General features: G+C 35.5%; 10 protein-coding genes. 5 read left to right on the forward strand and 5 right to left on the reverse strand.

Features of this window, described 5'->3' with window-relative positions; genetic code table 11:
* Nucleotides 1–4: 4 nt before the first annotated feature.
* The gene (trpA, locus tag J7604_RS21415; protein ID WP_293900604.1) at nt 5–817 is read right to left on the reverse strand and encodes a tryptophan synthase subunit alpha; all 813 of its coding nucleotides are present in this window, start codon (nt 815–817) and stop codon (nt 5–7) included.
* A complete protein-coding gene (gene trpB / locus J7604_RS21420; protein ID WP_293900607.1) occupies nt 801–1,976 on the reverse strand; it encodes a tryptophan synthase subunit beta in 1,176 nt (391 codons plus the stop codon). The genes trpA and trpB overlap by 17 nt, the downstream gene beginning before the upstream one ends.
* A gap of 264 nt (nt 1,977–2,240) precedes the next feature.
* Between trpB and J7604_RS21425 the strand changes: the two genes are divergently transcribed.
* Complete coding sequence (locus tag J7604_RS21425; protein WP_293900610.1) at nt 2,241–5,228, forward strand: T9SS type A sorting domain-containing protein; 2,988 nt, start codon at nt 2,241–2,243, stop codon at nt 5,226–5,228.
* Nucleotides 5,229–5,277: 49 nt separating this feature from the next.
* Here J7604_RS21425 and J7604_RS21430 read toward each other — a convergent pair whose 3' ends face one another.
* Nucleotides 5,278–6,897: a GAF domain-containing protein gene (locus tag J7604_RS21430; RefSeq protein ID WP_293900613.1), complete on the reverse strand. Its 1,620-nt coding sequence runs from the start codon at nt 6,895–6,897 to the stop codon at nt 5,278–5,280.
* Nucleotides 6,898–6,909: 12 nt separating this feature from the next.
* Entirely contained in the window at nt 6,910–8,178 is a 1,269-nt protein-coding gene (locus J7604_RS21435) for a sugar MFS transporter (RefSeq protein ID WP_293900616.1), read from the reverse strand.
* Between the two features lie 301 nt (nt 8,179–8,479).
* On the opposite strand from J7604_RS21435, the gene J7604_RS21440 reads away from it, so the two are divergent.
* Both J7604_RS21440 and pckA read left to right on the forward strand, forming a co-directional pair.
* The gene (locus tag J7604_RS21440; protein WP_293900619.1) at nt 8,480–9,331 is read left to right on the forward strand and encodes a universal stress protein; all 852 of its coding nucleotides are present in this window, start codon (nt 8,480–8,482) and stop codon (nt 9,329–9,331) included.
* Nucleotides 9,332–9,364: 33 nt separating this feature from the next.
* Nucleotides 9,365–10,969, forward strand: coding sequence for a phosphoenolpyruvate carboxykinase (ATP) (pckA, locus tag J7604_RS21445; protein ID WP_293900622.1), 1,605 nt, complete (start codon nt 9,365–9,367; stop codon nt 10,967–10,969).
* Between the two features lie 11 nt (nt 10,970–10,980).
* Here pckA and J7604_RS21450 read toward each other — a convergent pair whose 3' ends face one another.
* Nucleotides 10,981–12,072 (reverse strand): BamA/TamA family outer membrane protein, encoded by a 1,092-nt coding sequence (locus tag J7604_RS21450; protein ID WP_293900625.1) that lies wholly within the window; start codon nt 12,070–12,072, stop codon nt 10,981–10,983.
* Nucleotides 12,073–12,457: 385 nt separating this feature from the next.
* Between J7604_RS21450 and J7604_RS21455 the strand changes: the two genes are divergently transcribed.
* On the forward strand, nt 12,458–13,042 hold the full coding sequence (locus J7604_RS21455; RefSeq protein WP_293900628.1) for a hypothetical protein: 585 nt from the start codon (nt 12,458–12,460) through the stop codon (nt 13,040–13,042).
* A 104-nt stretch (nt 13,043–13,146) separates the two neighbouring features.
* Nucleotides 13,147–13,928, forward strand: a 782-nt coding sequence (locus J7604_RS21460) for a hypothetical protein (RefSeq protein WP_293900631.1), incomplete at its 3' end; no start/stop codon positions are given.

The raw sequence follows: 13,928 nt of genomic DNA on the forward strand, positions 1-13,928 counted from the left end.
ACAATTATTCAGATTTTTTATATGTATCTATAAAATTCTTTATCTGGTCCTTTTCAATACCATTTGAGATAAGTCTTATAAACTCTGATCCAATAATAGCGCCTCGGGTATATTTACAAGCCATATCGAAGTTTTCTTTTGTCCGTATGTTAAAGCCTATCATTGTTGGTGTTTGTAATTTCTCATCTCTGATTTTTTCAAAGTATGAATTTCTGAACGCTGTTTTATCATTACTTCCTGTGGTGCTATTCGATGATAATACATAAATAAAACCTGTAGTCACTTTATCAATAAACTTCAATCGTTCTTTTGAAGTCTGTGGACTAATCATAAATATCGAAGAGAGATTATTCTCTTCATATATTTCAGCATAGTCTTCCAGAAGTTCTTCAGGAGGCATTTCCGGGAATAGAACGCCATCTATTTCACACTCTTTACATGCTTTGCAGAATGCCTCCATTCCAAATCTAATGGCAGAATTATAAGATCCCATCAAAACTAATGGTATTCTGACCTGATCTTTTATTTTTAATAACTCTTTAAACAAAAGCTTAAGTGTCATTCCATTGTTCAATGCTCTATTATTACTTTCTTGTATGATTGGACCGTCCAGAAGTGAGTCTGAATATGGAATACCGATCTCTATCATATCTACACCTGCTTCCTGTAACGTAAGTACTAGTCTCGAGGTATCATATAGCTCAGGATAGCCTGCAGTAAAATAAACAGATAGAATTTTATTTTTTATCTTAAGCGTTTTTGTTAGTTTATTATTTATTTTGATTGCTGTTTCCATAGTTTCAATTGTAGTTTTCATAAGTACTAAGATCTTTGTCTCCTCTTCCTGAAAGACAGATGACAATTACTTCATCTCTTTCAAACTTCTTTTTGTCAAGTATTGCCAGTGCATGAGCAGATTCCAATGCCGGGATTATTCCTTCTTTGGAAGCCAGTAATACTCCTGCTTTCATAGCTTCATCGTCTGTGACAGGAATATATTCTGCTCTTTTAATTTCATGTAACCTTGAATGTAAAGGTCCTATACCCGGATAATCAAGTCCTGCAGAAATTGAATGAGCTTCGGCTATTTGTCCGTCATCGGATTGGATGAACAGGGTTTTACATCCGTGAATAACTCCAGGCTTTCCAAGATAAGTAGTAGCTGCAGACATACCGGATTCTACGCCATGTCCTGCTGCTTCAGCTCCGATGAGTTTTACTTCCGGTAAATCAAGAAAGTGGTAAAAACTTCCAGCTGCATTACTGCCACCGCCAACGCAAGCAATCACATAGTCTGGTATTGTCTTCCCAGCTACTTGATAAAGCTGATTCAGAATTTCACTGCTGATCACAGACTGAAACTTTGTTACCATTGCAGGATAAGGATGTGGTCCGAATACAGAGCCAATAAGATAGTAAACATCTTCAGGATTATTAATCCAGTATCTTAAGGCTTCATTGGTTGCATCTTTAAGCGTTTTGCTACCTGATCTTGCTGGAATTACAGTAGCTCCAAGCATTTGCATTCTCTTTACATTGGGTTGTTGCCTTTCAATATCTTTTTCTCCCATAAAGACAGAGCAAGATATGCCAAGCAGAGCACAAACTGTTGCTGTCGCTACTCCATGTGAACCAGCACCTGTCTCTGCTATGATGTGTTTTTTGCCAAGTGTTTTGGCCAATAATGCCTGGCCAATAGTATTATTGATTTTATGAGAACCAGTATGGCAGAGATCTTCGCGTTTTAGGAGAATTTTGGTCTCATATATTTCCGATAATCTTTGCGCATAATATAAAGGTGTAGGTCTGCCTGTATAATGTTTAAGCAGCCAGAAGAATTCTTTTTTAAATGATGCACTGTCAATAATCTTCAGATAATTCTTCTGAAGTTCTTCTATGTTTGATATCAGTGTTTCGGGCACATAGGAGCCTCCGAAAGTGCCATAAAAGCCTTTCTCTGTTACTTCAAATGTCATAGGTTATTGAGTTAGGTATAAAACAAAAAAGGCTCACCGTGCACAGTGAGCCTTTTATATCATATAATATTATAATCTAATATTCTTCAGACATAACTATACTGTCCACAATCTCTTTAGGAGTAATGTGCCAGCACCAATAGTTATGTTTTAAATTATTCATGAAGCAAGTATAGATAAAAAATGCGGACAATCAAAGTTAAATACATATTAAAGTTTAAACTTTTAGATCCTGTTATAGTTTGGATATAAAAAAATACTATGATGATGAGGATAAAATCCGGAATTAATCTATTGCTATTTTTGGCTTTTTTTATTTATGCCCAAAACTCATTTGCGACTAAAGTGTGGATACCTTCATCCCTTACAGACGTCTTTGGAACTAGTTTACATTTTACAATAAGTGATGATGGAAAGGTTTCGGCAACGAAGAATTATAAAATAAGTCCTGGTGATACCATGGTATTGCAGCATGGTATGAGAAGCTACCTATTGTTTAGGGGAATTTTTGGTACCCCCGATAAATGGATTACGATTACTAATCAGGAAGGAGGAATTGTAGATATTAATTATCTGATAGTAAACCCGGTTTACTACAATTCAGCTTTTCGTCTTCAGGAATGTCAGTATGTGAAAGTATCTGGGCGAGGATCACCAGGTATAAAGTATGGAATAAAAATTTCTCACTCCTGTTGGGATGCAGCTCCTATAAACGGACAAATTACAAAGGGAGGAGGTTGTCACGGAGTTGTTTTTGAATGGACAAACTCTTCTATACCTAAGGATAAGCTTACAAGTCATATCGAAATAGAAAATATCGAAGTGACGAATGCCGGAGCTTCTGCTATTTCCTGCAAAATAGATGGAGGTGGTAATGGACTTGATGGAAGAGATAATTCTTTTGTCATGGAAGATATATTTATTCATGATAACTATCTGCATGATATTGGTATGGAAGGTATTTACATAGGACAATCAACTGAGTTGCCTATCTGGCATAGCACTATCAATGTAAAGTTATATAACAATCTGATCGTAAGGACTGGATTTGAACCTATACAAGTCCGTAACGCACTTGAGGTTGAAGTGCACAATAATATTTGTTATCAATCAAGTCTCCTTGACGGAACCAGCTATGGTGTGGAAAATAATGGATTTCAGATAGAAAGAGGTACAAGAGGAAATTTTTATAATAACATCATCATGGATGGTAAAAATGAAATGGTTCATGGACTTAACAGGGAAGGTTTTAAAACAGCTTTTCTTCCCGATCTTCCAGAAGGTAATCTTATAAATAAACTTGGTGCCGGTATAGAATTTTATAACAACTATCTTGATGGCGGAGCTGAAACATATACCTGGAATGATACAAGTGATGTGAATGATTTCAACAGTGTGTCTGCAGCATTTTATTGCGAATCTGATTATCTGGGGACTGAGAAACGTGTTACGAACTTTGATGGCAATTATGTAAGGAATATTTACAGAGGTGCCAATGACCCAGGAAAACCAAAGGCTGACCTTGAATATTTCTTTATTAAGCAGGACAATCCTGCCACTCCTGAGGATGATGAAGATCCTGTAATCTATAATATCTTTAATAACTACTTTTCCGGTGGTAATGGAATGGAAACCCATGGTACCGTTCCCACCTTGCAATTGGGAGAGAATCAGGTAAATCTTAATCTGGAAGAAATCCAGTTTATAGATCCTGTTTATGGTAAAGATAATTTTTGTATAGTGCCAGGATCATTTTATTATGATAAAGGGATTTCATCGTCAAGGCCGGATGCCAAAGGATTTGGCTTAACCTCTTGTATTGTTTCTCAGCTTAGTGTTAACAGTAATGTTGTAGATGTTGCATCAACTAAAACCTTTGACTTTACATTGAAGGTATTCAATAAATTTGCAACCTCTCTGATAGAAAGTAAGGCAATACTAATGTTCAGCCCTTGCGAAAAATGCACGCCTGTAAAAATTTCAGATGCATTTGATGTAACTGGAGGAGTGAAGGAGGTAGAAATAACAGGAAAAAGTTTTCCGCTTAATGCGTCCGATCTAAGCTACGGGGTGGGCAATATATATGCTGTTATATTCGATCCTCAGACGAATCATAAAAGCAATGAAATAAGTTTGGCTCAAGGTTCTTCAACCTCTGGTAATGAAATACTTACTGCTGATAAAGTGTTTTATTCCAATGCACCTTCATCCGCAATTGGAGCTATTGTAGGAAATCCTGTAAGTGGTTCAATCCAATGGGAGAAAAGCGTTGATAAAATTAACTGGACTCCTTTGCAAAATGGCAATCAAATAGCTTTTGTACCAGATGTTGATCTCTCTGCGACTACCTACTTCAGACGATTGAGTAATGGAAGTCCAAGTAATGTATTTACGGTTAACATACAACCAGGAACTGTAACTCATTCTGTAATCGGAAATTCACAGTGGTTTTTAAATTCTGGTGACCCTGTTGCATTATCCGGAAGCCCTGATCAACTGAATGGAGTGGATCAGGCTGGTAATGTCTATCAATGGCAGGTAAGTATGGATAATATTAACTACTATGATATTCCGGGAGCAAATGGGTTATCTTATGATCCGGGTATTGTTTATGTTACTACATATTACAGACGCAACCTTACAGGGTTTGAACCTTCTCAGAATATAGCTAAAGTAGGAGTCAGTCATTTGACTTGGGCTAATGACACGGCCTTTACAACAACAAATTGTTTACCTTCAACTTACAATGTTCAATACAATACCTGGGGTAATTTCCCTGGTAATACAGTATTTAGACTTGAATTATCTGATAATACCGGTAGTTTTGATAACGCTCTTATAATCGGTACATCTGAATCCAGACCTAATGGAATGATTACTGGAGAGATTGCTTCCTCTTTGCCTGAAGGGAGTTATAAGTTGAGACTTGCTACTTCATCTGGTGTTGGGGCGATTACAGACGGTAGAGATTTATGTTTTAATGTATTGTCAAATAATTCTCCAATGACTATTGATGGTTATAAGCTTTTCCCGAATCCATCCAGAGAAGAAGCACACCTCGTAATAGGACATTTAAAGGGACAGCAAGTGATGGTTTCTGTGGTAGACCTTTTTGGAAGGAAAGTAATTTCAAAAAAAATTATTGTAGGAGATGAGGAGCTTATCGGAGGAAACCTTGTTGCAGGAACCTATTTTGTAACAGTAGATTCAGGGAAAGAGAAAAGGACTTTGAAATTTATTAAAGTACAATAATTAAAAATAAGCTAAGCAGAACTGTCAAAGTTCTGCTTAGCTATAAAAGTTATTCAAGACCATTCATTTTTTCTCTAAGGATATCATTTTCCTGATTTAGTACTTTTAGCTGCTGGCTCATTTCCATCTCTCTTCTCATCATATCTTCCTGAGTAGCCCCAAGTTCTTCCAGGTTTTGTCTCATTTGTTCTTCCTGCTCTCTTAATTGCTGCGATTTTACCTGTGTTTCATCAAGAAGTTTTTTCATTTTCTCTGCTGTCATTGAATTTGAAAGAGAAGCAGCAATGTTTTCAGATATTTTTAATAAGAAATCAATTTCGTATCCTGCAAATACCTTAAAGGAGGCAAGTTCTATGATTCCATATATTTCTTCATTATATTTTAATGGAAAAACAATTACTGATCTTGGCATTGCCAATCCTATCCCGGATTTGATCTGCACATAATCTTCCGGTACTTCAGACATGAATATGTGTTCTTGCTCCACCCATGCTTGACCTGCCAATCCTTCTCCTTTTAAATAACGGGTTTTACCAAACTTTCTTCTATTCCATGCATAAGATGCTATCTCCTCAATATACTCTTCTTCATTTTCTACTTGACACACAAGGAACATTCCCTGGTTTACATCAAGATATTTTACCAGGGAAGAAAGGATGGTGTATGCAAATTCAGTTCTATCGTTATAATTATTTCTCAAAAGGTCATTAAACCTTGCATTACCCTCGTTCGCCCAATTTCTGATCTTGTCTTCCTCTGAAACTTTTTTAAGATTGTTCCTCATTTCAATTAATGAATTACCAAGAACATCCTGGCTGCTTAAAGGGCTGAACTCTGCTTCAAAATTTCCTTTACCAATGTTTTCTGCAAACTCTGAAGTTTCTTTTAATCCCTCAATCAAGGTATTGATTCCTTTAGCCATTTTACCAACCTCATCGTTTTTGATGTTCTGAATAGGTTCCGGATGTAAGCCTTTGCTAAGATCTTCTGTAACCTCTCCAATCTTTTTAATCTGATTGAGAACGGTATTAGAAGTATAAACGGATATCACCACACATACTACAATGATTAAAATACCGGAAATGAATAAACCATTTTTAAGAGACCCGAAAAATTCGGTCATCATAAATTCATCTTTTTCTTTTTCGGTTTCTTTAATCTTTATTATTATGTCAGTTTGTTCTATGATTTTGCTGGCAATCGGAATCACTGTTGCTTCAAAACGCTCACTTACTAAAGAATCGGATAAATTTGTTTTGTAGTTATTTATAATTGTAGTTTCAAGGGCAATAAGTTTGTCTGCATTATTCATAACATCCTTTAATAGCTCCTTCGATTCATCTTCTTCCCAAAATACTCTGTTGGCAAGTAAATCTTTTTTTAATTTATGTAAATCACTTATATAATCTATATCAGAAGATTTATCAGCCTGTACAGGGGAATAGCCATAAACAAGACCGGAGGTGTTATGTATACTCTGAAGTACCTCAAATCTGAACTGATTAAGATTTTGCAAAGAAGGATCTTTCTCCTTTAAAATTTCCCAAAGGGCTCTTTGAGAATTGTTAATGGCGGAAAGGTTAAATACACCATTCAAACCAAAGATGATTATTAGAATGAGGAAACCTCCAATGATTTTCTCTCTTATCCCGAAGTTTTTTATTTCCATTGATATAAGGTTCTATTCAACTATCTCAGAATGTTTTTGAAAGTATCTACCGTAATAGGCTATATAAACGTAACAGATGAAGGCTATAATAAGAGCTACCTTAAGACCTGAAACCAAACTTAAGGAATTATAAATTAAAGGAATAATTGCTCCTCCTGCAATACCCATAATAAGTAATGAGGCTCCTCTTCCTGTATATTCACCCAACTTGTGCAATCCTGATGCAAATATTCCTGGAAACATAATTGAATTGAAAAAGCCAATTGCAGCAAGAGAGTATATGCCCAACTCCTCAGATCCTGCAATTCCAATGGTAAGTAAACATAAAGTGCTTAATGCAAAGATAAAAAGTAGCTTACCTCCATTAACAAATTGTAATATAAATCCACCTGCAAATCTTCCTACCATTGCCAGAGCCCAATATGCGTAAATTACAGTCGCTTTATCACTTGCCAGGTCCGGATAATATTGATCTATGATGGCTCCAAGATTTGATCCTATTGTCACTTCAGCCCCTACATACATGAAGATGCCTAGTGCTGCGAGATACAGATTAAGTTTAGAAGTGTTCTGATTACATTGTTGTTTAGATTGATCATTCTTTACAAGATCCGGCATTGGAAGAAAGAATATCAAAGATGCCAGAATTATAAGCCATATGGCAACTGTCCAGTATGGTGATTGCACAGCTATAGCTTGAATTTTTCTAAAAGAAAGTAGTTGGTCTGGCTGCAGTAAGGAAATCTCTTCATGTGTAAGGCTGGCTGTTTTCATTATCAGAAAAGTTCCAAGCATTGGTCCCAGTGTAGCCCCCAGTGAGTTTAAAGCCTGAACCACAGTTAGCCTTGAAAATGAATTCTGTGAAGAGCCAAGATTTACAATGTAAGTATTTGCGGATATTTGTAATAGCGTTATACCTGAGGCCAGAACAAATAGTCCTCCCATAAAAAGAGGAAATGAGAGCAAGGTAGAAGCAGGATAGAAGAGGTAGGCTCCAGTGGCTGCTATACCTAATCCTGTTACTGTTAGATATTTATATCCGAAAAGAATTAATAGGTCTTTTTTGTATTCGGAGAAAAGAAAAAATCCCAACGACACAAAGAAATATGTTCCAAAGAACGTCAGATTTATAAGGCTCTTTTTAAAGTCATCCAATTCAAATATATAATCCAGTTGGGCAATTAGAGTACCATTCAATGATGTTAGTAATCCCCATCCGAAAAATATTATGCTGAATGCCAGTAATGTGGTATTTTGAAATGGCGGCGGTTGTTTTTTCATTTTTAAATATACATCGACAATATAGTGATTTTCATATTGAACTCTCAACGGAAAGCGTTTTAATTGGTTGTGCTAAAGTCTTGATTTAGTTATCTTTTGCTAAGATTTTTATGCCTATAGCTAATCATTTTATGTTCAGGATGGTACAAAAATAAATTTATACTTATATGTTGAATAGTATTTTTAAGTAAAGTGCTGATAATGTTTTGTTAAGGAGCTGAAAATAAGTGGAGCAGAACCATTTATTTAGGATTCTGTTAAATAAAAAAGAAGGTATTCAGACAGAAGAAGGAGGAGGGGTATGGAAATGATATCAAAGATTATTTGTCCTACAGATTTTTCAATCAATTCGAGTAATTCGGTGCGTTACGGATATGAGCTTGCTAAGGTTTTAAAAGCAGAGCTTGTATTATTCCATTGTATTGAATCAAAATATAAAGATGCTTTTGATGATAGTATTTCCCGCGAAAAGGAAAAGGCTTTAAAGGAGCTGGAATCAATTGCTGATGGGCATAGAATACGGGATAAATATGGAAATGTAAGCATTTCATCAATAGTATCGGCAGGGAATCCTGCTAATGAAATCATTAAGACAATAAAAGCTGGAGAAGGAAATCTAGTTGTAATGGCTACAAAGGGAGTATCTGAAAGATATGCTCCATATAGCCGTATCACCTCCGAGGTAATTGAAAAAACCTGTTGCCCGGTATTGGAAGTACCTCCAGGGACAACCTACACTCCTATACAGAAAATAGTTTATACAAGTGAACTTACCGGTGAGGACGAAAAGGAGGTAGTAGATTTTGTTGTGGAGTTGGGAGAATCTCTTCATGCTCATATTGATTTTCTAACTATACAGGATAAGCAAGCATCATCAAATGCTGATGAACTTATTAGTTATGGTTATAATAATTTCTTGATGAAAAGTGATACGAGCGATGTAGCCTTTTTTGTCCTTGAAAAAAAAGACATCATTAAAGGAATTAATGAATTTACAGAAAGGCATGAAGCTGATCTTATTATTGTTTCCCCTGGGCATGAGAAACTGTACAACAATTTTATTGAAGAAAGCAGCACCCATGAACTGGTTAATAAAACACATTTCCCTGTTCTGGTAATGCATAAAAATAAAGAATGTCTCGTGACAGCATAATACAATCAAGAATTCATTAGCTCTGTAAATAATATGGAACAAACAGGATTGAAATCATTGGTCGCTGGAATAGAGAAGATTGGAATTACTAAAGCTAAAAATATACATTGGAACCTTTCTCCTGCTGAACTTGTGGAACATGCAATCCGCAATGAGGAAGGTATACTAACTAATGATGCTGCTTTAGCTTGTGATACCGGAAGGTTCACAGGCAGAAGTCCTGATGATAAGTTTTTTGTTAAGGATGAATTAACAAAAGATTCAATTCACTGGGGAGATATTAATCATCCGATTGATGGAAGATACTTTGATGTTATCTTCCATAAGATGCTTGATTATTCGGAAGGAAAAGAGTTATATGTTCGGGATGCCTTTGTATGTGCCGATTTTAATTACAGAAAATCACTCAGAGTAATTACCACAAAAGCATATCATAATCTTTTCAGTTATAATATGTTTATGAGGCCTGAATTATCGGAGCTTCAGTATATACATCCTGAGTATACTATTCTATGCTTTCCTGATTTTGAAGCCAATCCAGAGACTGACGGCGTGAGAAGCAAAAACTTTTCTATTACGGATCTTACAAGAAAGGTGATTCTTATTGGAGGGACAGCTTATACCGGAGAAATCAAGAAATCAATATTTTCAATATTGAATTATATACTCCCTCATCAACATCAGGTGTTATCTATGCACGCCTCTGCCAATATAGGAAAGGATGGTAAGGTAGCTGTATTCTTTGGTCTTTCAGGAACTGGAAAAACAACTTTATCTGCAGATCCTGATAAATTTCTGATTGGAGATGATGAACATGGATGGGATGACAAAGGTGTGTTCAATTTTGAAGGTGGTTGTTATGCTAAAGTTGCTAATCTTAATCCAGAAGCTGAACCTGAAATTTATGGTGCAATAAGGTTTGGGGCAGTGCTTGAAAACGTCAGATGCTTCCCTTATTCAAGAGATGTCGATTATAATGATACAAGCATCACTCAGAATACAAGAGTATCTTATCCTATAGAGTATATTCCTAATACTGTACACCCATCTAAAGGTGGTTTACCTACTAATATTTTCTTTCTTACTGCTGATGCCTTTGGAGTATTACCCCCAATATCAAAGCTCACTCCGGCACAGGCTATGTATCATTTTATATCAGGGTATACGGCAAAGGTGGCTGGCACTGAAGAAGGAATACATGAGCCTAAGCCTGTGTTCTCAGCCTGTTTTGGCGCACCGTTTATGCCTCTGCATCCTACAGTATATGCTAATTTGCTTGGTGAAAAGATGAAAAAGAATAAAGTTAATATCTGGCTTATCAATACCGGTTGGACCGGAGGAGCATATGGTACTGGTTCAAGGATTAAACTGAGATTTACAAGGGCAATGATTACAGCGGCGTTAGAAGGAAAGCTGGAGAATGTTAATTTTAAAAAAGAACCATTTTTCGGGTTGATGGTACCTGATACATGTCCTGGAGTGCCTAATGATATTCTTTTACCTTACAACACCTGGAAGGATAAGGAACGTTATAAATCGACTGCAGAGAAACTGTCAGATGCATTTATAAAAAACTTTGAAGCATTTGAATCTTTTGCTACTGAAGAAATCCGTGCGGGAGCTCCAGTGGCATATTAGCCTAAAGGGTTTTAGAAAGCTTCTGTTAGATAAAGGTAAAAGCCTGAGGAGTTTTTGCCTATAGCGAAATCGACTCTGAGATTGATGCTTTCTTTAGGTACAATGGCAAAGCGTATACCTGCTCCCAATGAGTATTTCAAGCCATCGATGGAATAGTCTTTCAATCGCTGGCTTACTTCTCCCAATCCAGCAAACGCAACAGCACCAAATCTTCTCCATATGCGCATTCGATATTCGCTTTGCACTGCAATTGCATTGTTATCTCTGTATCTGCCGAGATAATAGCCTCTCATAATAAAAGGACCTCCAATATATGCAAGGTTTCTGACAGGAACATCACCTGCTGTGATTTGAGAAAATAACTGTAAGGCAAGAACATTCTGTCCGCCTAATTTTATGAATTTTCTAAAATCAAAAAAGTTGGTTTGAAATTTAAAATTACTACCAAAGATATTTCTGAAAAACACATAGGAAACCTGCAAATAGGCCCCTTTGGTAGGATAAAATGCATTGTTTCGATTATCCCAAGCGATCAATGGTCCCAGACCGGAACCTGTACCACCGTTTTTACCTAATATATTTTCCTGATCGAATAGGCCTCCAGGCTCATAATCAAGACTGAGTACATCCTGTAGTTCATAGTCAAATCCACCATATAGCTTTTTATATATTTTCCTCATGTATTGAGACGTAAGATATATTTGTCTGTAGGTATATGTCTCCATGTTACTTTTAGGAGTGTTATTGCCTAGACCATAGAATCTATCTGGGAAGTAGCTGTAGGTACCAAACCATTTAATTATATAGTTTTCTTTCTTAAAAAATAATCCTCCACCACTCTCTATGATAATTTGTTTTCTCTGAGTATAGATAATAAATGATTGCACATTGGAAGATCTTACAGCAGTGTCTTTACCTATCTTAAAAATTACTGTACCAAGTGCACCTCCTCCAAATTTTGTTTCTGGTGTATTTATAACAAGCGGAAGTACGAGAAATGCTCTTTTTTTTCTGGGGACTAAAGCGCTGTCCTGCACGGAGGATATTGCTAGTAGAGATCTAGTAAGTAATAAGAGTAAAAAAAATAATTTAATCGATCTCATATGTAAATTCTTCGGTTAATTTTTATAATTATCAGTGAAGGTTTTTGTTTTTAAATTTTATGAATATCTGTTTGAACTTTGAATGGAAATTTTTTTGACATTATTTAAGTTTAAACAGGATTTATTCATTTAGTTTTGATAAAATCATGTGGAAAAATAGTTCTGAATAAGATTATCTTTTATTTTTATCTTTCGTAAACAGGCTTGGAATGGACGAAAAGGGATGATAAAATAGTCGGAATTGAATGTAGGTAGCCGGAAAGACAAAATCCGCTAAAAGTAAAATGAAGCTCTTAATTATTACTGAGTTATATATAGTCCAAGTTTAGTACTCATAACAGGAATAACCTGGAATTAAAACTACTTAACCTAATTCAATGCTGCTATGAAAAAGATTCGTTACCTTATTTTGTCTTTCTTTTTTTGTGCAATATTCTTTTCATGCGAGTCGCTCGTAAAAAACTCATTTTTTATTTCTTCTCATCTTAATAGCTCTGCAGATAATGGTTTTATTGACCATGAACCCCAGGAATGTATTGCATCAGTTGAGTTGTTTGATACATTATCTAACTGGCAGAATAAAAAGTTTGATCCTTCCAGAGAATTAGAAGGGTACATTCAATATTCTGCACAAATATCACACGGAATAGGGGAATATGGTCTTTTAACTTATCTCAATAAAAGAGACTCTTCTTTTGTGATGATCTTTGCTAAAACCGCTGGTGATATGGTTTGTGAAGTTAAAGGTGTTAAAAGAATCATGGTTCAGGATAAACAAGTTTTGTTTGAAACGTTATGCAGAACTCAATGCGATTTTGAACAGCCGGCTACAAGTATGATTAAAATTGATAAAGAGGGAAATGTGAAAACAATAAAATCATGGGTAGTAGATAAATCAATTGGCAAAGTTTACAAACTCAAAACTTCCAAAGTAGACTGTGTTGAAGCTTATTACACTGACTATGAATAATAAGTGATAATCTTATTAAGATACCTCAAAGCAATAGTTATTAAAATATTTCAAAACCCTGATTTTAATTGTACCTTTGCACTCAGATAGAAGAGTAATCTAATATGAGTTTCAGTAAGTTGCAAAGGATAGTAGTTATTCTTGCTGTATTATCGTCAATATTTATCCTTACCATATTTTTTTTAAGGGATTCCATCGCCAATTGGGCTCTGGGTAAGGTAAAAGAAAAATTCAGAACTAATTATCAGGCAACCATTTCATTCAATAATATATCTGTTCAAGGCCTTTCCGGCATAAGTGGACAAGAATTTTATATCGTTCAGGATAACAAGGATACTCTAACTAAAGCAGAAGCACTTTCTTTTGAACTGGACTTGTTTCATACATTAACTGGAGATTTTAGATTTAAATCTTTTTCTATCAGAGATGGTTATTTTCATCCGGTAAAAAAAGGTAAGGAAGATAATTACTCTTTCTTATTGAAGAGAGGCACAAGCCATGAAAATTCTGATACTTCGAAAGGGTATGGTTATATACTTAACAGGATCTTGACTGCTTCCTTTAAAGCATTTCCTCCGAGATTAAAGATCTCCGGATTTAACTGTGCTTTTACAAAAGATAACAAGCAATATATTTTCAGAATAAAGAAATTTTTTCTTCATGACAAAAATTATAAAGCATCTATAGAAGTTCCGAACACACATCAGATACTGATTTCTGAGGGCCAAATTAATAAACGGAAAAGGTTGATCAATGGAAACCTGTATGCTGAAATTTCTTCAATGAAAGTTCCTTATCTAAATGATCTTTATATGTTGGATTTTAGATTTGATACACTCAAGTTCAATCTTGCAGATAATGATTTCAATGATGGACAGCTTGATCT

It is taken from the genome of Sporocytophaga sp. (assembly GCF_017745095.1).
Taxonomy (GTDB): domain Bacteria; phylum Bacteroidota; class Bacteroidia; order Cytophagales; family Cytophagaceae; genus Sporocytophaga.

What these genes read in the sequence shown, in the direction of transcription:
- trpA (WP_293900604.1), bottom strand. Translation starts at nt 817, where the DNA reads ATGAAAACTACAATTGAAACTATGGAAACAGCAATCAAAATAAATAAT.
- trpB (WP_293900607.1), bottom strand. Translation starts at nt 1,976, where the DNA reads ATGACATTTGAAGTAACAGAGAAAGGCTTTTATGGCACTTTCGGAGGC.
- J7604_RS21425 (WP_293900610.1), top strand. Translation starts at nt 2,241, where the DNA reads ATGATGAGGATAAAATCCGGAATTAATCTATTGCTATTTTTGGCTTTT.
- J7604_RS21430 (WP_293900613.1), bottom strand. Translation starts at nt 6,897, where the DNA reads ATGGAAATAAAAAACTTCGGGATAAGAGAGAAAATCATTGGAGGTTTC.
- J7604_RS21435 (WP_293900616.1), bottom strand. Translation starts at nt 8,178, where the DNA reads ATGAAAAAACAACCGCCGCCATTTCAAAATACCACATTACTGGCATTC.
- J7604_RS21440 (WP_293900619.1), top strand. Translation starts at nt 8,480, where the DNA reads ATGGAAATGATATCAAAGATTATTTGTCCTACAGATTTTTCAATCAAT.
- pckA (WP_293900622.1), top strand. Translation starts at nt 9,365, where the DNA reads ATGGAACAAACAGGATTGAAATCATTGGTCGCTGGAATAGAGAAGATT.
- J7604_RS21450 (WP_293900625.1), bottom strand. Translation starts at nt 12,072, where the DNA reads ATGAGATCGATTAAATTATTTTTTTTACTCTTATTACTTACTAGATCT.
- J7604_RS21455 (WP_293900628.1), top strand. Translation starts at nt 12,458, where the DNA reads ATGAAAAAGATTCGTTACCTTATTTTGTCTTTCTTTTTTTGTGCAATA.